Here is a 20,373-nt window from a genome sequence, read left to right as displayed (position 1 = left end):
CTCCGGCCCCGCCCGCACCGCCCGCGTCCGCGCCCGGCAAGATCAACCTGGACAAGGGGCGGGTCAGCCTCCAGAAGAACCAGACGGTGTCCCTGGTCAAGGGCGGCCGGCCGCTGCTCTCCCAGGTCAAGATGGGTCTCGGCTGGGAGCCCGCGTTCCGGGGCAAGGACATCGACCTCGATGCCTCCGTGATCGCCTACGGCCCCAACCGCAACCACCTGGACAGCTGCTACTTCGGCAAGCTCTCCATCCTGAACGGCGCGATCAAGCACTCCGGCGACAACCTCACGGGCGAGGGCGCGGGTGACGACGAGGTGATCGTCGTGGACCTGGGCCGGATCCCGGCGGAGGCGACCGGTCTGGTCTTCACGGTCAACTCGTTCACCGGCCAGAAGTTCACCGAGGTCGCCAAGGCCTACTGCCGGCTGCTCGACGCGACCACCGGCGAGGAGCTGGTCCGCTTCGACCTGACCGGCGCCGAGCCGCAGACCGGCGTGATGATGGCCAAGCTGATCAAGCAGTTCTCCGGCGAGTGGGAGATGACGGCGATGGGCAACTTCGTGAAGTCGCGCACCGTGCGCGGCATGGTGAAGCCCGCCGCCCAGTCGCTGTAGCGCGGCAGCGGGCTCCGGATACGCATTCAGGGGCACCTGTCGGCTGCAGGTGCCCCTGAATCCGCAGAGCGTGACGGGGAAGGACGCCGCGCGTGCTCGCCGCCGCTCTCAGAGCTTGGTCAGCTTGGAGTACGGGCTCAGGATCCTCCCCTGCCGTCCCGAGAAGTCGATGAGCACCGCGTCGTTGTCGCCCTCGACAGCGAGGACGCGGCCGAGGCCGAACTGATCGTGCGACACCCTGTCGCCCACATCGAACAATTCGACCGGTGGGGCCGCCTGGGCCGGGCGGTTGAAGGGACTGGAAGGCAGGTGGCGCCGGGATCCGGCTGACTGTTTCATTACCTTGAGTATGCGCCCTGGGAACGCCCGACGCCATGCCCGTTCATCTCAGGGGGCGCACTGATACCGGATTCGTGATCAGCGGATCCAGGGCCAGTCCGCGTCACGGCCCGCTTCCAGCAGCGGCACCAGACGGAACGCCGCGTCCGAAAGACCCCCGAAGGTGTGGCGCATCCCGCCCCCCGAGGGGGCGTGTCCCACCCGGTATCCGGCCAGGTTCCAGGTGTAGACGGGCACGGTGACGGGCACCGCCGCGACGGCGTCCGCGGCGTACGAGAACGACGCCTGCTCGTCGGTGACGATCAGTACCCGGTCGTGGCCCCGGTAGTGCCGGCGCACCGCCTCCTCGGTGTTGGTGCCGCCGAGGTCGCCGAAGCGCCCGAGGACCTTCAGCACGGACTCGCTCCGGCGAAATGTCACCGGTGCGCTGTTCGTACCGAACTGCACCAGATCGGCATCGGCCGCCCGCAGTGCCAGCGCCGTGCCGAAGATCGCGGCGGCGTCGGCCCGGTTGAGCTGCGAGCGGTCCGAGAGCGGCGACCACATCGAGCCCGAGCGGTCGACCAGGACCAGCGTCCGCCCGGACAGGGCGGGCACGTTGTCCAGCGAGTGGCCGAGCGCCTGCTCCAGCGGGTGGGCCCAGCGCAGCGAGGGCGCGTGCTGGTAGGCGGCGAGGTAGCGGAACGGGAACTGCTGGGACGCGGCGACCGCGGCCGGGTCGCAGATCCGCTCCGCCACCCGCGCGGCGACCTCGTCCGAGACGCCCGCCTCGTCGAAGTTGCGCAGATTGCGGATGAGCGCCATCGCGCCCATCGACGGGATCATCGCTTCCCAGGCGGTGGCGTCCATCGGCCCCTGCAACCAGCCCGCCAGGGCCTCCCAGGTCATGCCCGCGGCGGCCAGCCGGTCCGCCCCGTCGGCGCTCTCGACCACGGCCCGGCGCTCCGCCACGGGCAGCTCCATCAGCGCGCGGTGGGCGTTCAGGACCCGGTCCGAGACCGGCACCACGGCCGCCTCGGGGTGGTGGCGGCGGTCGAGGGCGTACCGGAACAGCTCGCCCTGCCACGGCTTCTGCGGGTCGGGCGAGGCGTGCACCAGGTTCAGGATGTCGCCGAAGCGGTAACCCTTGGACGCGGTGTCGTACTTCAGCAGCGACCTGCCGTTGTAGAGCCGGCGCACGGCATCGGCGATGCCGCGCTTGACCGGCTTGGGCACGGCCCGGCCGTAGCGGGAGGTCCAGTAACCGAGGAGTTCACCGGGCTCGTCGGCGCGCAGCAGGACGGAGTCGACGACCTGGCGGTTGGCCGGTCCGTCCTCGGCGCCCGCGTCCAGCCGTGCCTTCACGTACTCGGCGGCGCCGACGATCGAGGCGGTGCGCATCCGGCCGTCACGGCGCAGCCAGTGCAGCAGGCCGGCGGTCCACTCGGGATCGCCGACGGCGAGCACCCGCACCAGTTCGGCGAAGCGCTCGTCGCGCTGCTCGCCGTCCTCGTAGAAGGTCTGCTGGGAAACGAAATTGGCGACCGCGAGCAGGAAGAGTTCGGAGCGGTTGTCGCGCAGATGTCCCCGGCCGCCCTGATGGGTCGGCGCGGTGCGCCCGGTCGTCCGCACGGGCGAGGCGACGTGGGGCCTGGTGGTGCGGGTGTTGAAGCGTGCCATGAGAATTCCCCCGAATTCATTGGGGGAAGGCACAGCGGAAAAGGGTGCCCGAGATCAGGAGTCGGCGACGGGCTTACTGATGCTCTACCCGATTGAGCTACCGGCCGTGGCCGGGCGGGACTCGAACCCGCAACCGTCAGTTCAATGGAAGTATCCGTCGCCTGCGCACCGGGCACCCCCCGGCGTCTGTGCCTCCCGAGATCAGAGTCGGCGGCGGCGGGTTCGTGAGAGGAAGTAGCCGCAGCCTGCGCACCGGGAGGTGCGATGCAGTCGTGCTGATGAAGTTGTGGTGCCCAGAGTTCAAGGTCGGCGGAACCGACGAAGGTGCTCTGCCGACTGAGCTACACCGGAACGGATCCGGTGGCGGGACTCGAACCCGCGACATCCCCATTATCAGTGGAAGTAGGTCCTGCCTGCGCACCTGGGCACGGACAGGACTCTAGAGGGATGCCCGTCCGGCGCGCGAGGGAATTACGCGCGCCGGCCACAGAGGACGCCGTTGCCGGATACCCGGCGACGGGCCGTCAGCGACGGTTCGGCTGACGCTTCCACGGTCCGGTGATGGCGAGCATGATGCCCGGCGTCTGGATGTTGGCGTAGAGCGTCCTGCCGTCGGGCGAGAACGTGACCCCGGTGAACTCGCTGTACTCCGGGTCCTGCGCGCTGCCGATGTTCAGCTCGTTGCGGGCGATGGGGTAGGTGCGGCCGCTCTCGGTCGCGCCGAAGAGGTGCTGGATGCCGTCGCCGTCCTCGGCGATGACCAGGCCGCCGTAGGGCGAGACGGTGATGTTGTCCGGGCCGTCGAAGGCGCCGTCCTTCGACGGGTCGGCGTTCACGCCGAGGAGCACCTTCAGCGTCAGCGTGCGGCGCTTGGGGTCGTAGAACCAGACCTGGCCGTCGTGCTGGACGGGGCTCTCGGAGCGGGCGAACGAGGAGACGATGTAGGCGCCGCCGTCGCCCCACCACATGCCTTCGAGCTTGCGGGCGCGGGTGACCTCGCCCTCGCCGAACTGCTTGCGCACCGAGACGGACCTGGCGTCACGGTCGGGGACGTCGACCCAGTCCACGCCGTACACCGTGCCGGTCTTCGTGGCGCGGGACAGGTCGTCGACGAACTTGCCGGTGCTGTCGAAGCACTTGGTGGCCTGGAGGACGCCGGCGTCGTCGGCGAGCGTGCGCAGCTTGCCGCGGCCGTGCCGGAAGCCGTGCGGCGGAACCCAGCGGTAGAGCAGTCCGTTGGGGCCCGAGGCGTCCTCGGTCAGGTAGGCGTGGCCCTGCCTGGGGTCGATGACGACGGCCTCGTGGGCGTACCGGCCGAACGCCTTGATCGGGCGCGGGTCACGGTTGGCGCGCCGGTCGTACGGGTCGACCTCGAAGACGTAGCCGTGGTCCTTGAGCAGGCCGTTCTTGCCGGCCCTGTCCTCGGTCTCCTCGCAGGTGAGCCAGGTGCCCCACGGGGTGGCGCCACCGGCGCAGTTGGTGGACGTGCCGGCGATGCCGACCCACTCGGCGGTGCGGCCGTCGCGGCGGGTCTCCACGACGGTGCATCCGCCGGCCGCGACCGGGTCGTAGACGAGGCCCTCGGTGAGCGGCACCGGGTGCTCCCAGCCGGCCCGGGTACCGCTGAGCTCGTGGTTGTTGACGAGCAGGGTGACGCCGCGCGGGCCCTCGAAGCTGGCCGTGCCGTCGTGGTTAGAGGGGGTGAACTCGCCGCTCTCCAGCTTGGTGACCCCGCAGTGGGTGATGACCCGGTACGAGAAGCCGGCGGGGAGCGCGAGCAGTCCCTCGGGGTCGGCGATCAGCGGCCCGTAGCCGGGCTCACGGCCGTGCCCGTGACCGTGGTCGTGGTCGTGGTCGTGGTCGTGGTCATGACCGTGACCGTCGTGGTCGTGCTTCGAGTCCTCGGCGGCCAGGGCGCCCGGCGCGGTGGCGAGGGCCGCGACGGTACCGGTCAGCACGATGCCGGCACCGGTGAGGGCGGACTGTTTGGTGAATTCCCTGCGCGTGAAGGACATCACGTACTCCTGGGACAGCTGGGCGGGTTGTTGGCGCGCCCACATTCGCGCCTCCGCGCCAACACCAGTTGAACTGCGGGCGACGTCGGGGGGCATCCTTCCTGTGCAGTTGGCCGGAAGGTGTGTCCCGAAGTCGCCGTTCACCACGGGACGGCCCGCTCGCGCCGACCGCCCCGTACCCGGCCCCGGCGGTCAGGTTCCCTGGCGCGAACGGGCCTTGAACGCCGCCTTGCGGGCCTCCTTGGCCTTCTTCTTGTCGCTGTGCAGCCGCCCCATCGCTTCGAGGACATCGGCGGTCGCCGGGTGCGCCACCCGCCACGCCTCGTCGAAGAAGCCGCTGTGCTGGCCCGCCAGGCCCTCGACCAGGTCCTGGAGTTCGTCCAGATCGCCGTCGGTCTCCAGCTGGGCCGCGATCGTGTCGACGGCCAGCCAGAAGATCATCGACTCCGGCGGCGCGGGGACATCGGCGGCGCCCAGCTCCGCGAGCCAGACCCGGGCGAGGCCTCCGAGTTCGGGGTCGTCCAGCACCGCGCGCACCGCGGGCTCCGCCGCCGCGCCGACCAGGGCGAGCGCCTGCTGGCAGTGGAGCCTGCGCAGCGGCGCCTGCCGGTCCGTGCCCCGGGACGCGGCCAGGAGTTCGGCCGCCGCGCCGTCCGCACCGCCGCGCCGGTCGAGCCACAGCTCGACCTCGCCGCGGGCCGCCGCCTCGGGGTAGTACGCGATCCCGCCGAGCAGCGCGTCGGCGCCCTTGTCCGCGAAGTCGCCGATGGCCGGGGCGTCCACCCCGGCCTCCAGCATCCGGCTGCGCAGCCCGTAGAGGCCGAGGGGGGTCAGCTTCACCATGCCGTACCGGGTGACGTCCTCGTCGTCGGCGGGCGGGGTGCTGTCCTCGCCCTCCTCGACCAGCAACGCCTCGTCCACCGGGCGGTACTCGACGATCCCGATGGGTTCGAGGACCCGGAACTGGTCGTCCAGCCGCATCATCGCCTCGGACACCTGCTCAAGGATGTCGTCGGTGGGTTCGCCCATGTCGTCGGGGACGATCACCGACGCGGCGAGGGCCGGCAACGGTACGGGGGCGGCGTCCGTGCCGCCGTGGCCGTCGCCGACGGTGAGCAGGTACAGGTTGCCGAGCACCCCGTCGAGGAATTCCGCCTCGACCTCCGGATCCCAGTCCAGGGACTCGAAGTCGATCGAGCCGTCCTCGCCGACGAGATCGGCGAGGTCGTCGAAGACGGGCGCGGTCGCGTCGGCGTGGACGGCCTCCAGGCCGTCGAGCCAGATCGACAGGACGTCCTTCGGCGAACCACCGGTGACCAGCGCCAGGTTCGCGCCGGCGCGGGCGGTCCCCTCCGCGTCCGGTCCGGCGTCCTGGCCGGGGTCCTCGACGTCGACGAGCCCCGCGTCCACCGCGAGCCGCCACGCCTCGCTGGCCTCCGCGGCCCCGTCCTCGTCCGCCGCCAGGCCGATGTGCTCGGCCGCCGCGGGCAGTTGGGCGTCGACGAGCTCACCGCCGGCGCCGACCCGGGTCTCCGGGCCCGCCCAGCGGGCGAGCCGGACGGCGCGGGCGAGCAGCGGCGCGGCGAGCGCGTCCCGTGCCAGCTCGGCCTCGGTGCGCAGCCGTACGGGCGGCAGGGTGGGGGGCTCTGCGGACATCAGGCGGTTCTCCTCGGGACGTACCGGGCGTACGGATCGGACGTACCGGACGCGCGTGCCGGGTGTACCGGACGTACGGTCCGGGCATGCTGGGCGTACGGTTCGGGCGGCCCAAGCGTAGACGCATTTCACCCCATGCCGCCCGGTTCATGAAACGGACAGCGGCAGTCCACCCGGCAGACCTTGACAACCCCCTTGCGCACACAAGAGATTGACGCGCGTAGATCTCCGTTCCGACCCTCGAAACCCCCGGAGCCCGTGATGCCTGCCGCATCGTCCAGAACCACCGCCGTCTCCGCCGTAGTCACCGCCGCGCTCGCCGCCGGTCTGCTCACCGGCGCCGCGACCACCTCCGCTTCCGCCTCCACCACCGCCCTGTCCGTGGACGGCCAGGTCCGGATCCACGACATCCAGGGCTCCACCCGGATATCCCCGCTCGTCGGCAAGCAGGTCGGCGACGTGGCGGGCATCGTCACGGGCGTGCGGACGTACGGCTCGAAGGGCTTCTGGTTCCAGGACCCGAACCCCGACGCCGACCCCGCCACCAGCGAGGGCATCTTCGTCTACACCGGCTCCGCGCCCACCGTCGCGGTCGGTGACGCGGTCACCGTCTCCGGCACGGTCACCGAGTACGTCCCCGGCGGCCTCGACTCCGGCAACCAGTCGCTGACCCAGATCAGCAAGCCCACCGTCACCGTGGTCTCCTCCGGCAACGCCCTGCCCGCGCCGGTGCGGGTCTCGGAGCGCTCGGTGCCCTCCCGTTACACCCCCGAGGGTGACCCCGCCGCGGGCGGCTCCATCAACGCGCTGCCCCTCGCGCCGTCCCGCTACGCCCTCGACTACTACGAGTCGATCGAAGGGATGAACATCAGCGTCGGCACCTCGCGGGTTGTCGGCGCCACCGACGCGCACGCCGAGCTGTGGGTGACGGTGAAGCCGCGCGAGCACGACGCCCGCCGCGGCGGCACCGTCTACGGCTCGTACAGCTCCCAGAACACCGGACGGCTCCAGATCCAGTCCCTGGTGCCGCTCGCCCAGCAGCCGTTCCCGAAGGCGGACGTGGGCGACGTGCTCTCCGGTACGACCGAGGGCCCGCTCGACTTCAACCAGTACGGCGGCTACACGCTGACCGCCCGCACCATGGGCACGGTCACCGACAAGGGCCTGCGGCGGGAGACCACCCGCAAGCAGCGCGGCGGCGAGCTGGCCGTGGCGACGTACAACGTCGAGAACCTCGACCCGAGCGACCCGCAGGAGAAGTTCGACGCGCTCGCCGCGGCGGTCGTCGACAACCTCGCCTCGCCCGACATCGTGGCGCTGGAGGAGATCCAGGACAACAACGGCGCGAAGAGCGACGGCACGGTCGCCGCCGATGTGACGGTGAAGAAGTTCACCGACGCGATCGTGGCCGCGGGCGGCCCGGCGTACGACTGGCGCTCCATCGACCCGGAGGACAAGAAGGACGGCGGCGAGCCCGGCGGCAACATCCGTCAGGTCTTCCTCTTCAACCCGGAGCGGGTCTCGTTCACCGACCGGGCCGGCGGCGACGCGACGACGGCGACCGACGTCGCCCGGGTGCGGGGCCGCGCCGCCCTCACCCTCTCGCCCGGCCGGATCGACCCGGCGAACCCGGCGTGGGAGAACAGCCGCAAGCCGCTCGCCGGGGAGTTCAGCTTCCGCGGCCGTACGGTCTTCGTCGTCGCCAACCACTTCGCGTCCAAGGGCGGCGACGAGTCCATCTTCTCGGAGCACCAGCCGCCGTCGCGTTCCTCCGAGGTCCAGCGGCACGCGCAGGGCCAGGCGGTCAACACCTTCGTCAAGAAGCTGCTGAGCGTCCAGAAGAACGCGGACGTGCTGGTCGTCGGCGACATCAACGACTTCGAGTTCTCCGGCACGGCCGAGGCCCTGACCGCCGGTCGGGCGCTGTACCCGGCGATCAAGTCCCTGCCGCGCTCGGAGCGTTACAGCTACGTCTACCAGGGCAACAGCCAGGTTCTCGACCAGATCCTGACCAGCCCGTCGATCGACGACTTCCACTACGACAGCGTGCACATCAACGCCGAGTTCGCCGATCAGAACAGCGACCACGACCCGCAGGTGATCCGCTTCCGCCCGTAGCTGTGCCCCGCACCCTCAGCGGTGCTGCGCGCCCGCGCTCGGCCGGATGCTGAGCGCGGGCGTGTACCGGTGCACTCCGCCGCCGGTCACCCCCGGGTAGGACCGCACCCGTTCCCACTGCAAGGTGGCCGAGCCGATCCCGGCGCCGGACGCGGCCAGTGCGGCGACGTGGGCCCCGGCGCTCTCCCATTCGGCGTAGTTCAGCACGCGCGTCCCGTCGGTGCTCACGTGGAAGTGTCCGGAGATTCCGCCGGGAGGAAGCGCCGGGTCGGTACCCAGCGCCTCGAACACGGTGTCCACCCAGTCCCGTTGCCGCGCCCCGTCCGCACCGTCGAACTCGACGTCGACGATCACGACGCAGCCGGGCTCCCGCCCGTCGCCCACCGGCGGGAGCCCGGAACGGTAGAGCTCCAGGGTGTGCAGCCCGAGCCGCCGGATGCCCGGCACCGCGGCGTCGATGTCCGCGTTGCGCTCGTCCCTGCCGTTCCGGTAGAAGTCCTGGTACGCCTGCTCACCACTCCACTGGCTGTAGTGGAACAGGGTCTTCCCGTCCTCACCGGCATGGACGGTGTACGAAAGAAGTCCCGGATGCGGCCAGTCCCGGCTGTCCCACGCCTCTCGAACGGCCTCGACCGTCCGCCGCATGCGCTCCGGGGTGGAGACGTCCCAGGTACTCGCCTTGACGAGTCCGGCGTCGTTACGGGCAAGATCGGGACGGGATACGAACTGCACGCTCATGACGGGTCCTCCCTGGCGGGCGCACCGGGGCGGCGCGCCGTTGCCGACCACCCTGATACGTCAAGTCCGCTTGAGGTCAACAGCGCGCCCCGTCGGCACCGCCGGACCCACCGGCAACACAACGAACGGAGTACCGCATGGCACCGCACCTCAGGACGATCAGCCGCGAGGAACATCTGGCGTTCGTCGCGAGCCGTCCGGCCGTGAGCCATCTGCAGGTTCCGTCGTGGGGCGATGTGAAGCCCGACTGGCGTGCGGAGAGCATCGGCTGGTTCGACCGGGACGGTGCCGGCCGGGAGCGGATCGTCGGGGCCGGGCTGGTGCTGTACCGGCCGATCCCCCGGGTGAAGCGCGCTCTGGCCTATCTGCCGGAGGGCCCGGTCATCGACTGGCACGACGGTGGTCTGCGTGAGTGGCTGGATCCGATGCTGGCGCATCTGAAGGCTCAGGGTGCGTTCTCGGTGCGGATGGGTCCGCCGGTCGTCGCCCGGCGCTGGGACGCCGGGACGGTGAAGGCCGCCATCGCCGACCCGGCCGCCGGACGGCTGCGCGACGTACCGCCGGACTCGCGGGAGCCGGGGGCCGACGAGGTCGTGGAGCTGCTGCGCGGGCTGGGCTGGCGGCGCGGCGAGGCGGAGAGCGAGGACGGTTTCAGCGCGGGGCAGCCCCGGTACGTCTTCCAGGTGCCGTTCGCCGGGCTGTCGCTGGAGGAGGTCCGGGGCAATCTGAACCAGCAGTGGCGGCGCAACATCAAGAAGGCGGAGAAGGCGGGCGTCAAGGTCGTCGAGGGCGGCTACGAGGACCTTCCGGCCTTCTACGAGCTGTACCGCGAGACGGCCGAGCGCGACCGGTTCATCCCCCGTCCGCTCGGCTACTTCCAGCGGATGTGGACCGCGCTGCGGGCCGAGGACCCCGACCGGATGCGGTTGTACCTGGCCCAGCACGAGGGCGAGACGCTCTCCGCCGCGACGATGCTGACCGTCGGGAACCACGTCTGGTACTCCTACGGCGCCTCGACCGGCCGCAGGCGCGAGGTCCAGCCCAGCAACGCCGTCCAGTGGCGGATGATGAGCGACGCGCACGAACGGGGCGCCGCCGTCTACGACCTGCGCGGCATCACCGACACCCTGGACGAGGGCAACCATCTGGTGGGCCTGCTGCGCTTCAAGGTCGGCACCGGCGGCCGGGCCGCCGAGTACATCGGCGAGTGGGACTACCCGATCAACAAGGTGCTCCACAAGGCCTTCGGCCTCTACATGGCACGCCGCTGACCGTGCCGCCCCCGCCGGACCGCGGGCCCGGCAGCGGGGCTGCGGGCCGGTGCAGCCGACCGGCGGCAAGCGGCGTACGGACGCGCACCGGTTCTACGAGTCGCCGGGCTTCGTCCGCAGCCACGGGGGCTTCGGGCTCACGCTCCGGCCCCGCCCCGGCGCCGCTACGCGGGGTCGGTCCGCCACGCGGTCATGTTGAGCTCGTCGAGCAGCCGTACGTCGCTGCCCTTGAGCGGGAAGGTGCGCCCCTCCAGGCCGGGCGCGGCCGCGATCTCCAGGGCGTCGCCCTCGATGAGGTCGCCTCCGGTGGGGGTGGAGACCCAGGCCAGGAGCGAGCGCACGGTCCGGCCCGGCTTCAGCATGATCTCCTTCGGCCCGCGGTCGGTGCCCATGTAGGAGGAGCCCGGGTTGACCGGGACGGGCAGCGGGTCGCCGGCCTCGTCCAGGGCCCGGACGGACGGATAGCCGGTGACCCGGTAGGGCTTGCTGCCGCAGTTGGTGAGGCTGAGTCCGACGGCCCGGTGGCCGAGCGCCGCCTCCACCTCGCCCATGTCGACGACGACACCGGAGGACGGGCAGCCGGCCGGGAGGGTGGGTGTGGGGGCGGGCCCCTGCGCGCCCGGCCGGTCGAAGGCCCCGGCGGAGACGCTGGGGAACGGCGTCGGCAGCTTGTCGGCGTGCACCCGGTACGGATCGCCGGCTGCCGGCTCCGGCTCGCCCTCGCCCGCCGGCACGAGGAACCCGGCGCATCCGGAGAGCGTCAGGCCCAGCACCCCGGTCAGCACCCAGGCCGCCAGTGGCCTCCGTCTCCCGGTTCCCGCCCCTGCCAGTCCTCGCATGCTCACGCACCCACCCCGATCTCGGCCTGCCGCATAGGCGTTCGATCATGCCAGACCCCGTGGGCCCGGCCCCGCGACTGTTCAGCTCTCCTTGCCGCTCGCCCCAAGCAGATCTAAGTGGACCTTCACGGTCCGGTCGGCCGACACTTCGGGGATGACCGCACCAGTGACACCCTTCGGCCGCACGCTCTGCGCCATGATCACGCCGTTCACCGGATCCGGCGAGCTGGACCCGGACGCCGCCGGGAGGCATGCCGTCGCCCTGGTCGCCGACGGCTGCGACGGGCTGGTGCTCAGCGGCACCACCGGCGAGTCCCCGACCACCACCGATGCCGAGAAGACCGCGCTGCTGCGGGCGGTCCGGGCCGCGGTGGGCGACGGCGTGCCGATCGTCGCCGGGGTCGGCAGCGCGGACACCCGGCACACGATCGACCTCGCCCGGCAGGCCGAACAGGCGGGTGCGGACGGCCTGTTGGTGGTGACGCCGTACTACAGCCGGCCGCCGCAGCCCGCCGTCGAGGCGCACTTCGTGCGCGTGGCCGACGCGACCGGCCTCCCGGTGATGCTGTACGACATCCCCGGCCGCACCGGCACCCGCATCGAGCCGGAGACCATGCTGCGGCTCGCGGAGCACCCGGGCATCGTGGCCGTGAAGGACTGCGCGTACGACCTGCTGGGCTCCACGGAGGTGATCGGCGCGACCTCGCTGGCGTACTACTCGGGCTGCGAGGAGCTGAATCTGCCGTTGTACGCGGTGGGCGCGGCGGGCTGTGTGAGCACGGTCGCCAATGTGGCGCCCCGTGCGCTGCGGGCGGTCCTGGACGCGTTCGACGCCCGGGACACCGCGGAGGCCGTCCGGCTCAACCGGCTCCTGGTCCCGCTCGTCCGGCTGATGATGGCGTCCGGACTGCCCGGCACCGTCACGGCGAAGGCCCTGCTCGATGCCGGGCCGGTCCGCGAACCGCTGCAGCCCGCCGGACGCGAGGCGACCGACGGGCTGCGGCGGGCGTACGAGGAACTCCTCGCCGCCACGAACCAGGGTTGAGAGGCCCTTAGTTGTGGCTGTGCAGGACGTCGTTGAGGCCGTCCCAGACCGCGTTGTTCGGGCGGGCCTCGACGGCGCCGGAGACCGAGTTGCGGCGGAAGAGGATGTTCGAGGCGCCGGAGAGCTCACGGGCCTTGACGATCTGGCCGTCGGGCAGCGTGATCCGGGTGCCGGCCGTGACGTAGAGCCCGGCCTCGACGACGCACTCGTCGCCGAGCGCGATCCCGACGCCGGCCTCGGCGCCGATCAGGCAGCGCTCGCCGATCACGATGCGCTCCTTGCCGCCGCCGGAGAGGGTGCCCATGGTGGAGGCGCCGCCGCCGATGTCGGAGCCGTCGCCGACGACGACGCCCGCCGAGATGCGGCCCTCGACCATCGAGGTGCCGAGAGTGCCCGCGTTGAAGTTGACGAAGCCCTCGTGCATGACGGTCGTGCCGGCGGCGAGGTGCGCACCGAGCCTGACCCGGTCGGCGTCGGCGATCCGGACGCCCTTCGGCGCGACGTAGTCCGTCATCCGGGGGAACTTGTCGACCGAGGTGACCTGGAGGTGCAGGCCCTCGGCGCGGGCGTTCAGCCGCACCTTCTCCACGTCGTCGACGGCGACCGGGCCGAGCGAGGTCCAGGCGACGTTGGAGAGGAGGCCGAAGAGCCCGTCCAGGTTCTGTCCGTGCGGCCGGACGAGACGGTGCGAGAGGAGGTGCAGGCGCAGGTACGCGTCGTGCGCGTCCAGCGGCTTGTCGTCGAGCGAGGCGATGACCGTACGTACGGCGACGGTCTCGACACCGCGGCGGGCGTCCACGCCGATGGCCTTGGCGGCGCCCTCACCGAGGAGGTCGACGGCCTGGTCGGGGGTGAGCCGCTCGGTTCCGGCCGGGCCCGGCTCGGCGGTGAGCTCGGGGGCGGGGAACCAGGTGTCGAGAACGGAACCGTCGCCGGCGATGGTGGCGAGGCCGGCGGCGACGGCGCCGGTGGTGCGAGCAGGAGTCGTGTCGGTCATGACACGAAACCTAACCGGCGAGGCACCACCGGGGCCAACCGGTCTCGCCGGATGGTCGCGGCCGGCCCGGGGCCCGGACCCACCAGGTCAGCCGGGCTGCGCCTGCCGTCCGGGCACCGGTACGCCGGCCTCCTCGCACACCGGCCCCGGAACCGGTACGCCGGCCTCCTCGCACACCGGACCCGGCACCGCTCCGGGCCCCCGCAGCCGCCGCGCCGCGAGCACCGCCGCCCCCGCGCCGCAGGCCAGCACCGCGCAGGCGGGCCAGAGCAGTCCGGGCGCGTGGGCGTAGAGCGCGCCGCCGAGCGGCGGCGCCAGCACCTGGCCGCTGATGGACGCGCCCGCGTACAGGCTCTGGAAACGGCCCTGCGCATGCGCGGGGGCCTGATCGGCGACATGGGCCGTCGCGGTGGTCTTGTAGAGGATCTCGCCCGCGGTCACTGCCGCCATCATCGTGACGGCGGCCGGCGCCCCGGCGCCGGGGATCAGCACCGCGTAGCCCAGTCCCACCAGCAGCAGTCCGGTGCCGACGATGCCCAGCGGCGCCCGGCGGCGCAGTACGTGGGCGGCGGGGAGTTCCAGCAGCAGGATGAGCCCGCCGTTGACGGCCAGCAGCCAGCCGTAGAACCGGGTGCCGTGGCCGTGCTCGGCGAGGAAGACGGGCAGGGTGGAGTACTGCTGCCGGTAGACGAGGTCGACGCAGAGGATCGCGGCGAGCAGGACCGGCACGGCGGGCCTGGCCCGCAGCTCCCGCCAGAGCCCGGGTGCGCCGGGGTCGCGGCGGGCCGGGCGGGTGCGCGCGGTGCCGTGCGCCGGGAGCACCACCGCCGCGTACCCGGCGAAGAGCAGGGTTCCGAGGCCGTCGGCGAGGAACAGCCAGTCGTACGAGAAGTGCGCGGCGATCAGCGCGCCGAGCGGCGGGCCCACGGCGAACCCGGCGTTGCCCGCGGCCCGTACCAGGGCGAAGCTCTGGCGCCGGCCGCCCTCGGGGACGGAAACCGCGACGAGCGCGGCATTGGCGGCGCGCACGACGCCCGCCGCGTACTGCGCGAGCGGCAGCACCGCGTACATCGCGCCGACCGGAAGGGCCGGCAGGGCCGCGAGCGCCGCCCCGGCGACCAGCGCGCCGGTCAGCAGCATGCGGCGGTGGCCGTAGTGGTCGCCGAACCAGCCACCGGTGAAGTTCCCCGCGACCAGGCCGATGCCGCCGATGCCCGCGAGGACTCCGGCCTGCGGGACGCCCATCCCGCGCGGGCCGGTCAGATAGACGAAGAGGTAGATGAAGGTGAAACTGACGACCGCGTTGAGGAACGAGCCGAAGGCCAGCAGCCGCACCGTGCGCGGCACGTCCCGCACCAATCCCGAAAACACCGTCCCCAGCACCCCTCTCGGTGAGTTTCTTTTGGGAACGGACTATGGCATCGTGGTTTCCTGCTGGTCAATCCGGTGAGCGGGGAACGGACGGACACCGGGGACGAACGGAGGAGTCCATGGCCCAGCGCACCAGCCTGGCCGACGCCGACTGCGCGATCGCCCAGGCGCTCGATGTCGTGGGCGACTGGTGGACCCTGCTGATCGTGCGGGACACGGCACGCGGGGTGCACCGCTTCGACGCGCTCCAGCAGGAGCTGGGCGTCTCCCGCAAGGTGCTGACCGAGCGGCTGCGGCTGCTGGTCGACGCGGGGGTGCTCTCCCGGGACCCCTACCAGGACCGGCCGCCCCGGTACGAGTACCGGCTGACCGCGCGCGGGCGCGCGCTGCTGCCCGTGCTGATCGCGCTCCAGGACTGGGGCGACACCTGGGTGATGGGGGACGGGGAGACGACGGCGACGACGGCGGAGGCCTCGAAGGAGGCGGCCCGGGTGCACGCACTGGTGGGCACCCGCCTGCCCGAGCTGCGGCTGCTGGACCACGACGGCGCGCCGCGCGACCCGGTCGCCGGCACCCCGTACACCGTCCTGTACTTCTTCCCCGGCGCCCATGCCCGCCGGGACGCCTACCCGCCGGGCTGGTCCGAGATCCCGGGCACGGGCGGCTGCACCCTCGAATCCTGCACCTACCGGGACCGGTCGGCCGAGTTCACCGCGGCGGGCGCGTCCGTGCACGGGGTGTCGGCCCAGCGCCCGGACGAGCAGCGGGCCTTCGCGGAAGCGGAGCGGCTGCGCTTCCCCCTGCTGTCCGACGCGGAGCTGGAGCTGACGGCGGCGCTGCGCCTGCCCACCTTCCGCGCGGGCGGCACCAGCCGGCTGAAGCGGCTGACGCTGGTGGTGGACCGCGACCGGACGGTCCGCGAGGCGCTGTATCCGATCACCGACATCGAGGCGAGCGTCCGGGCCGCCCTGGCGGCGGTACGGAACGGCGGCCTCCCGGGCGCGTGAGGGGCGCGCGGGAACGGAGCGGGGGCGGAGCCGTCACCCGATGCGCGTGGAGACGGAGCCGCCAACCCGATGCACGCGGAGACGGAACCCTCACCCGATGCCCGCGGACCGAGCCGTCACCCGGCGATCCGCCGCAGCATCTCCCGCGCGTACGCCTCGTCGTACTCGCCGCCGGTGAGCAGCACCTGCAGACAGATCCCGTCCATCAGCGCGATCAGCGCCCGCGCGGTGGCCGGACCGGTGCGCCGGGACAGCAGTTCGGCGGTGCGGTCGGTCCACTCGGCGGCGACGGGCCGCAGCGCGGGCCTGCGGAGCGCGGCGAGATACAGCTCGTACTCCAGCTCGGCCCGTCCTCGGCCGCCGGCGAAGTACTCCCCCAGCAGCCGGGCCAGTTCCCCGGCCAGGTCGGCCGCCGGGTCGGCCAGCGCCCGGCTCTCCCGCATGACCCCGGCGAAGTTCTCGTTGGACCGGCGCAGCGCCGCGGTCAACAGCTCGTCCAGCGAGGCGAAGTGATAGGTCGTCGAGCCGAGCGGCACATCGGCCTCGGCCGCGACGGAGCGGTGGCTCAGCCCCGCGATGCCCTTGGCTCCGACCACCCTGATCGCGGCGTCGATGATGCGGTCGCGCCGCTCGGGGTCGTAACGGCGCGCCATCAGTGGGCCCCGCCCAGATTCAGCACCACCACTCCGGCGATGACCAGCGCTATGCCCGCCAGCTTGACCGGGCTGCCGGACTCGCCCATGAAAAGGATGCCGATGGCGGCGACCGCGGCGGTGCCGATCCCGGCCCAGATCGCGTAGGCGGTGCCCACCGACAGCGTCTTCAGCGTCTGGGCGAGCAGCCCGAAGGCGACGAGGTATCCCACGACGGTGATCAGCGAGGGCCAGAGCCGGGTGAAGCCCTCGCTGTACTTCATGGCCGTCGTGCCGGCCACCTCCGCCGCGATCGCCGCGGCCAGCAGTCCGTATCCCATGTGTACGAGTGTACGCATCGCCGTCCGTGCGACGGTACGGGCAGCGCCCGCGGACCGGGGCGCTACGGTGTCCCGACCAGCACACCGGACAACGACACATGACGGAGCAGCAGTGGCGCAGGACGCAGGGTGGGGCGGCGGAGCACCGTACGGAGGGCCCCCGGGACCGCCGGGATGGGGCGGCTGGACGCCACCGCCGAAGCCCGGGGTGATACCGCTGGCGCCACTGAGGCTCGGGGACATATTCGGCGGCGCCTTCGGCACGCTGGGGCGCTACTGGAAGCAGTTGTTCGGCATCGGCGCCGCCGTGTACGGCGGGGCGGTGGTGATCATGGCTGTCACGGTCCTGATCGGGTACTCCGCGGTCAGCGGCCATCTGCACCGGGTCGTCTCGCTCAGCGCCGATGAGGACCCGGTGCCCTCCGACGTGGTGCCGATGGTGGTCGCCTTCGGGGTCGTCTGGCTGGTCGCCATGATCACCTTCGCGGTCGCCACGGCCATGATGTACGCGACCGTTCCCACGGTCCTGCAGGAAGCGGTGCTGGGCAGGCCGACCACCTTCTCACTCGTCTGGCGACGGGCCTGGTCCCGTGTGCCGGCGGTGTTCGGAACGGTGGTCCTGACCTGCCTGATCGCCGTGCTCCCGGTGGTGCTCATGCTGGTCGGCTTCTTCGCGTTGATCATCGGCGCCATCACTCTGGCGCACGGGGGCAGCGCGGTGCTGTGGACCGTGTTCGGTTTCCTGGGTGCGCTGGCCACCGCCCCGCTCGCGATCTGGCTCTGGGTGAAGTTCTGTCTGGCCCCCTCGGCCGTGGTGTTCGAGGGGGCGTCCCCGGTGGCCGCCCTGCGCCGCTCCTCGCAGCTGGTGCGCGGCGACTGGTGGCGGATACTCGGGATCTCCCTGCTGGCCTTCGCCCTGGCCGGGGCGGCGAGCTACATGATCCAGCTCCCGTTCTCGTTCCTCGGCATGTTCTCCGGCGTCATCGGCGGTGCGACCCTGGACGAGGATCCCAACCCCGCCGCAATCGCCTTCGCCATGAGCGGCTACCTGGTGATCATGGCGCTCGGGCAGCTGATCGGCCAGTTCATCTCGGCGACGTTCCCGCAGCTGGTGACCGGACTGCTCTACGTCGACCGCCGCATGCGCACGGAGAACCTGGGCCCGGCCCTCGCCGAGGCGGCGGCCGTGCCCCCGCAGTACGGCCCGCAGTACGGCCCCTGACAGCGCCGGTGGGCCGGCTCCGGCCGGACAGGGGCCGGGACCGCTGCGCCCGACGGTCTCGACGGCCGTGCCCGCCGGCCTTCCCGACGGACACGGCCGTTCGCGTCGCCCGGCCCTGCCGGATCGCGAGAGCGTCCGGGCCGGTCAGCCCCCGACGGTGAACCGGACGGCCCGGGACTTCTTCCACTCGGCGTTGTCGAGGTCCTTCGCCTCCGTCCCGTCCCCGTACAGATCGGCCGAGCCGGAATCCGTGATCAGCTGGGCCCGGGCGCCCGGCACCGTCAGGTCCGGCACGTCCACGACGGCCTCCCAGCCGCCCGGGTCTGCGGTCGGCAGATCGGCCCGCTTGACCGGTGCGTGCGAGGCGACCCCGTCCCAGGAGTAGAGGGCGTACGGGTCGGAGTTGTCGTCGGCCGCCCAGGAACCGGCCACGATCAGGTACTGGTCGGCGGCGTTCTTGCGGATGTCCCGGATGCTGAGCCCGCCGAGGTCCAGCTCGATCGGCTCGCCCATGACCGCCTTCGCCCCGCTGCCGGCCACCCGGTCGAAGTTGGTGACGGGCACGATCAGGGCCTTGCCGCCGGACTTCGGCGGGACGAGCGGGGCCCGGAATCCGAGGTACGCGGTGGTCGTCGAGCCCGGCGCGAACTCCAGGCCCTCGATGTTGAACCCGTCGATCTGCTTGGGCACTTCACCGTCGTCCGTACCCGCGGCGAAGCCCAGCCGGTCGCCGTTCGCCTCGTCCCACGCGACAAGATCGTCACGGAGCTTCCCGTACTTGCCGCCCACCGTCAGCTGGGTGGCGGCGCCCGAGCCGGTCACCTTCGTGGTGAAGACGGTGTTGCGGTCGGACTTGTACTCGCCGTTCTTGTTGTTGCCGAGCGAACCGGTCCAGTAGATGGTGTTGCCGACCCGGGCCGCGCCCTCGATGTCGATCTCCTTGTCCGCCCCGAGCTTCGATCCGACGTCCCAGCTCTTCACGGGCCCGCCGGACGCCGAACGGTCGTACAGCCGCAGCGTGTTCGACTCGTCGTCGGCCACGACCACATGGCCGCCGCCGACGTCCACGGCGGCCGAGGCGTCCGAGGATCCGGTGAGATAGCGGGTGTCTGCGGCGTTCTGCACGGCGGCGGACGCGGCGTAGTGCAGCTTCTTGGTGGCGGTCTTGCCGCCGAGCCCGGTGACCTTGATCGTGAGGTCGGTGTAGCCGCGTCCGTGCGCGGTCACGGAGAGCTGCCGGGTGGCGCCGGTGCCGGTGACGGACACGTCCCCGGTCCCGGCGACGGACGACTCGGAGCTCGCGGACGCCGCCACGCCGAGCGCGCTCGCGTCGGCCCCGCTCTGCGCGACGGTGACGGTCACCACCGGGTCACCGCTCGCGCCGACGGCACCGGAGAGGTACGAGGCCGAGAAGGCGATCGTCGGCGTTCCGTAACTCGCGGCGTGCGCCGGGGCGTTGAGCCCGATCGCGGCCAGCAGGAGCACTCCGCTCGCGGTGGCGGCCACCCTGCGGTCGGGGAGCGAAAACTGATGCAGCACGGCATGCCTCTCGTCGGCGTGATGTCGCGGGTACGTTCCGATACCCGTGCCAACGACGGACACACATCATGAGTACGGCAGGCGAAACAACGACGAAGAACGGCCCCCGGCACAAAGCCGGAGGCCGTTCGTCGTCAGCAGTGGCGCAGACGTCTCAGACGTTGAAGCCCAGGGCGCGAAGCTGCTCGCGCCCGTCGTCCGTGATCTTGTCCGGGCCCCACGGCGGCATCCAGACCCAGTTGATCCGCAGCTCGTTGACGATGCCGTCGGTCGCGGACTTCGCCTGGTCCTCGATGACGTCGGTCAGCGGACAGGCCGCGGACGTCAGCGTCATGTCGAGGGTGGCGATATTGGCGTCGTCGATGTGGATGCCGTAGATCAGGCCCAGGTTCACGACGTCGATGCCCAGCTCGGGGTCGACCACGTCGTAAAGCGCCTCGCGGACCTCCTCCTCGGAGGCCGGCTTGGTGGTAAGAGTCTCGTTCTCGCTCATGCGGTCTTCCCTTCGGACAGCGCCTTCGCCGTCGCGTCCTTCCACGCCATCCAGCTCAGCAGCGCGCACTTGACCCGGGCCGGGTACTTCGAGACGCCGGCGAACGCGACCGCGTCCTCCAGCACCTCCTCCATCGCGTCGTCCGGCTCCAGCTGGCCCTTCGACTGCATCAGCTCCAGGAAGGCCTCCTGGATCTTCTGCGCCTGGCCCAGTTCCTTGCCGACCAGGAGGTCGTTCAGCACGGAGGCGCTGGCCTGGCTGATGGAGCAGCCCTGACCCTCGTACGACACATCGGCGATGGTCTCGCCGTCGTACTTCACCCGGAGAGTGATCTCGTCGCCACACGTCGGGTTGACGTGGTGCACCTCTGCGTCGCCGTCCCGCAGGCCACGCCCGTGGGGGTGCTTGTAGTGGTCCAGGATCACTTCCTGGTACATGGAATCAAGCTTCACCAGTCAACCCTCAGCCGCTCGCCCA

At 71.8% G+C, this 20,373-nt stretch carries 19 protein-coding genes and 1 tRNA gene; 6 read left to right on the top strand and 14 right to left on the bottom strand.

The annotated features are described in order from the left end of the window. A partial coding sequence (locus tag AADR41_RS19980) for a TerD family protein (RefSeq protein ID WP_342282775.1) occupies positions 1-614 on the top strand: 614 nt, incomplete at its 5' end. A gap of 108 nt (positions 615-722) precedes the next feature. On the opposite strand, the gene AADR41_RS19975 is transcribed toward AADR41_RS19980, so the two are convergent. The 5 genes from AADR41_RS19975 to AADR41_RS19955 all read right to left on the bottom strand — a co-directional run bounded on the left by AADR41_RS19975 (position 723) and on the right by AADR41_RS19955 (position 6,283). Then, positions 723-953, bottom strand: coding sequence for a hypothetical protein (locus AADR41_RS19975; RefSeq protein WP_037711258.1), 231 nt, complete (start codon positions 951-953; stop codon positions 723-725). A 78-nt stretch (positions 954-1,031) separates the two neighbouring features. After that, positions 1,032-2,612, bottom strand: coding sequence for a TROVE domain-containing protein (locus AADR41_RS19970; RefSeq protein ID WP_342282774.1), 1,581 nt, complete (start codon positions 2,610-2,612; stop codon positions 1,032-1,034). A gap of 355 nt (positions 2,613-2,967) precedes the next feature. Further along, a tRNA-Ile gene (locus tag AADR41_RS19965) sits at positions 2,968-3,037 on the bottom strand. 99 nt (positions 3,038-3,136) lie between these two features. Next, on the bottom strand, positions 3,137-4,627 hold the full coding sequence (locus AADR41_RS19960) for an alkaline phosphatase PhoX (protein ID WP_342282773.1): 1,491 nt from the start codon (positions 4,625-4,627) through the stop codon (positions 3,137-3,139). A 192-nt stretch (positions 4,628-4,819) separates the two neighbouring features. Then, complete coding sequence (locus AADR41_RS19955) at positions 4,820-6,283, bottom strand: hypothetical protein (protein WP_342282772.1); 1,464 nt, start codon at positions 6,281-6,283, stop codon at positions 4,820-4,822. Positions 6,284-6,544: 261 nt separating this feature from the next. Between AADR41_RS19955 and AADR41_RS19950 the strand changes: the two genes are divergently transcribed. Then, entirely contained in the window at positions 6,545-8,401 is a 1,857-nt protein-coding gene (locus AADR41_RS19950) for an endonuclease/exonuclease/phosphatase family protein (RefSeq protein WP_342282771.1), read from the top strand. A gap of 15 nt (positions 8,402-8,416) precedes the next feature. On the opposite strand, the gene AADR41_RS19945 is transcribed toward AADR41_RS19950, so the two are convergent. Beyond that, the gene (locus tag AADR41_RS19945) at positions 8,417-9,139 is read right to left on the bottom strand and encodes an antibiotic biosynthesis monooxygenase (RefSeq protein WP_342282770.1); all 723 of its coding nucleotides are present in this window, start codon (positions 9,137-9,139) and stop codon (positions 8,417-8,419) included. Between the two features lie 137 nt (positions 9,140-9,276). Between AADR41_RS19945 and AADR41_RS19940 the strand changes: the two genes are divergently transcribed. Continuing rightward, positions 9,277-10,410: a lipid II:glycine glycyltransferase FemX gene (locus AADR41_RS19940; RefSeq protein ID WP_342282769.1), complete on the top strand. Its 1,134-nt coding sequence runs from the start codon at positions 9,277-9,279 to the stop codon at positions 10,408-10,410. Positions 10,411-10,574: 164 nt separating this feature from the next. On the opposite strand, the gene AADR41_RS19935 is transcribed toward AADR41_RS19940, so the two are convergent. Next, entirely contained in the window at positions 10,575-11,249 is a 675-nt protein-coding gene (locus AADR41_RS19935; protein ID WP_342282778.1) for a DUF4232 domain-containing protein, read from the bottom strand. A gap of 154 nt (positions 11,250-11,403) precedes the next feature. On the opposite strand from AADR41_RS19935, the gene dapA reads away from it, so the two are divergent. After that, positions 11,404-12,294, top strand: coding sequence for a 4-hydroxy-tetrahydrodipicolinate synthase (gene dapA / locus AADR41_RS19930; RefSeq protein WP_342282768.1), 891 nt, complete (start codon positions 11,404-11,406; stop codon positions 12,292-12,294). Positions 12,295-12,301: 7 nt separating this feature from the next. Here dapA and dapD read toward each other — a convergent pair whose 3' ends face one another. Both dapD and AADR41_RS19920 read right to left on the bottom strand, forming a co-directional pair. After that, positions 12,302-13,291: a 2,3,4,5-tetrahydropyridine-2,6-dicarboxylate N-succinyltransferase gene (dapD, locus tag AADR41_RS19925; RefSeq protein WP_342282767.1), complete on the bottom strand. Its 990-nt coding sequence runs from the start codon at positions 13,289-13,291 to the stop codon at positions 12,302-12,304. An 87-nt stretch (positions 13,292-13,378) separates the two neighbouring features. Further along, positions 13,379-14,647: an MFS transporter gene (locus AADR41_RS19920; RefSeq protein WP_342282777.1), complete on the bottom strand. Its 1,269-nt coding sequence runs from the start codon at positions 14,645-14,647 to the stop codon at positions 13,379-13,381. 134 nt (positions 14,648-14,781) lie between these two features. Here AADR41_RS19920 and AADR41_RS19915 point away from each other — a divergent pair, with 134 nt between their 5' ends. Then, on the top strand, positions 14,782-15,669 hold the full coding sequence (locus AADR41_RS19915; protein WP_342282766.1) for a winged helix-turn-helix transcriptional regulator: 888 nt from the start codon (positions 14,782-14,784) through the stop codon (positions 15,667-15,669). A 116-nt stretch (positions 15,670-15,785) separates the two neighbouring features. Here AADR41_RS19915 and AADR41_RS19910 read toward each other — a convergent pair whose 3' ends face one another. Beyond that, a complete protein-coding gene (locus AADR41_RS19910) occupies positions 15,786-16,322 on the bottom strand; it encodes a TetR/AcrR family transcriptional regulator (protein WP_342282765.1) in 537 nt (178 codons plus the stop codon). Beyond that, on the bottom strand, positions 16,322-16,642 hold the full coding sequence (locus tag AADR41_RS19905; protein ID WP_342282776.1) for a DMT family transporter: 321 nt from the start codon (positions 16,640-16,642) through the stop codon (positions 16,322-16,324). Before AADR41_RS19905 ends, AADR41_RS19910 begins: the two co-directional genes overlap by 1 nt. Before the next feature lie 112 nt (positions 16,643-16,754). Here AADR41_RS19905 and AADR41_RS19900 point away from each other — a divergent pair, with 112 nt between their 5' ends. Next, complete coding sequence (locus tag AADR41_RS19900) at positions 16,755-17,864, top strand: DUF7847 domain-containing protein (protein WP_342282764.1); 1,110 nt, start codon at positions 16,755-16,757, stop codon at positions 17,862-17,864. 144 nt (positions 17,865-18,008) lie between these two features. On the opposite strand, the gene AADR41_RS19895 is transcribed toward AADR41_RS19900, so the two are convergent. The 3 genes from AADR41_RS19895 to sufU all read right to left on the bottom strand — a co-directional run bounded on the left by AADR41_RS19895 (position 18,009) and on the right by sufU (position 20,348). Further along, positions 18,009-19,403 carry a DUF3616 domain-containing protein gene (locus AADR41_RS19895; protein ID WP_342282763.1) on the bottom strand — a complete coding sequence of 465 codons (1,395 nt, stop codon included), beginning with the start codon at positions 19,401-19,403 and terminating at the stop codon, positions 18,009-18,011. 154 nt (positions 19,404-19,557) lie between these two features. Continuing rightward, positions 19,558-19,896, bottom strand: coding sequence for a metal-sulfur cluster assembly factor (locus AADR41_RS19890; RefSeq protein WP_014156915.1), 339 nt, complete (start codon positions 19,894-19,896; stop codon positions 19,558-19,560). After that, positions 19,893-20,348, bottom strand: coding sequence for a Fe-S cluster assembly sulfur transfer protein SufU (sufU, locus tag AADR41_RS19885; RefSeq protein ID WP_335935977.1), 456 nt, complete (start codon positions 20,346-20,348; stop codon positions 19,893-19,895). Before sufU ends, AADR41_RS19890 begins: the two co-directional genes overlap by 4 nt. Positions 20,349-20,373 lie beyond the last annotated feature (25 nt).

Source organism: Streptomyces sp. CLV115 (assembly GCF_038448545.1).
GTDB lineage: Bacteria > Actinomycetota > Actinomycetes > Streptomycetales > Streptomycetaceae > Streptomyces > Streptomyces sanglieri.
The sequence above is the reverse complement of the archived record's forward strand: the minus strand, read 5'-3'. Positions and strand labels throughout refer to the sequence as shown.

Excerpts from the sequence above, each read along its gene's own strand:
- dapA (WP_342282768.1), top strand. The coding sequence starts at position 11,404 with ATGACCGCACCAGTGACACCCTTCGGCCGCACGCTCTGCGCCATGATC.
- AADR41_RS19940 (WP_342282769.1), top strand. The coding sequence starts at position 9,277 with ATGGCACCGCACCTCAGGACGATCAGCCGCGAGGAACATCTGGCGTTC.
- dapD (WP_342282767.1), bottom strand. The coding sequence starts at position 13,291 with ATGACCGACACGACTCCTGCTCGCACCACCGGCGCCGTCGCCGCCGGC.
- AADR41_RS19955 (WP_342282772.1), bottom strand. The coding sequence starts at position 6,283 with ATGTCCGCAGAGCCCCCCACCCTGCCGCCCGTACGGCTGCGCACCGAG.
- AADR41_RS19905 (WP_342282776.1), bottom strand. The coding sequence starts at position 16,642 with ATGGGATACGGACTGCTGGCCGCGGCGATCGCGGCGGAGGTGGCCGGC.
- AADR41_RS19970 (WP_342282774.1), bottom strand. The coding sequence starts at position 2,612 with ATGGCACGCTTCAACACCCGCACCACCAGGCCCCACGTCGCCTCGCCC.
- AADR41_RS19960 (WP_342282773.1), bottom strand. The coding sequence starts at position 4,627 with ATGTCCTTCACGCGCAGGGAATTCACCAAACAGTCCGCCCTCACCGGT.
- AADR41_RS19910 (WP_342282765.1), bottom strand. The coding sequence starts at position 16,322 with ATGGCGCGCCGTTACGACCCCGAGCGGCGCGACCGCATCATCGACGCC.
- AADR41_RS19915 (WP_342282766.1), top strand. The coding sequence starts at position 14,782 with ATGGCCCAGCGCACCAGCCTGGCCGACGCCGACTGCGCGATCGCCCAG.
- AADR41_RS19935 (WP_342282778.1), bottom strand. The coding sequence starts at position 11,249 with ATGCGAGGACTGGCAGGGGCGGGAACCGGGAGACGGAGGCCACTGGCG.
- AADR41_RS19945 (WP_342282770.1), bottom strand. The coding sequence starts at position 9,139 with ATGAGCGTGCAGTTCGTATCCCGTCCCGATCTTGCCCGTAACGACGCC.
- AADR41_RS19950 (WP_342282771.1), top strand. The coding sequence starts at position 6,545 with ATGCCTGCCGCATCGTCCAGAACCACCGCCGTCTCCGCCGTAGTCACC.
- AADR41_RS19890 (WP_014156915.1), bottom strand. The coding sequence starts at position 19,896 with ATGAGCGAGAACGAGACTCTTACCACCAAGCCGGCCTCCGAGGAGGAG.
- AADR41_RS19975 (WP_037711258.1), bottom strand. The coding sequence starts at position 953 with ATGAAACAGTCAGCCGGATCCCGGCGCCACCTGCCTTCCAGTCCCTTC.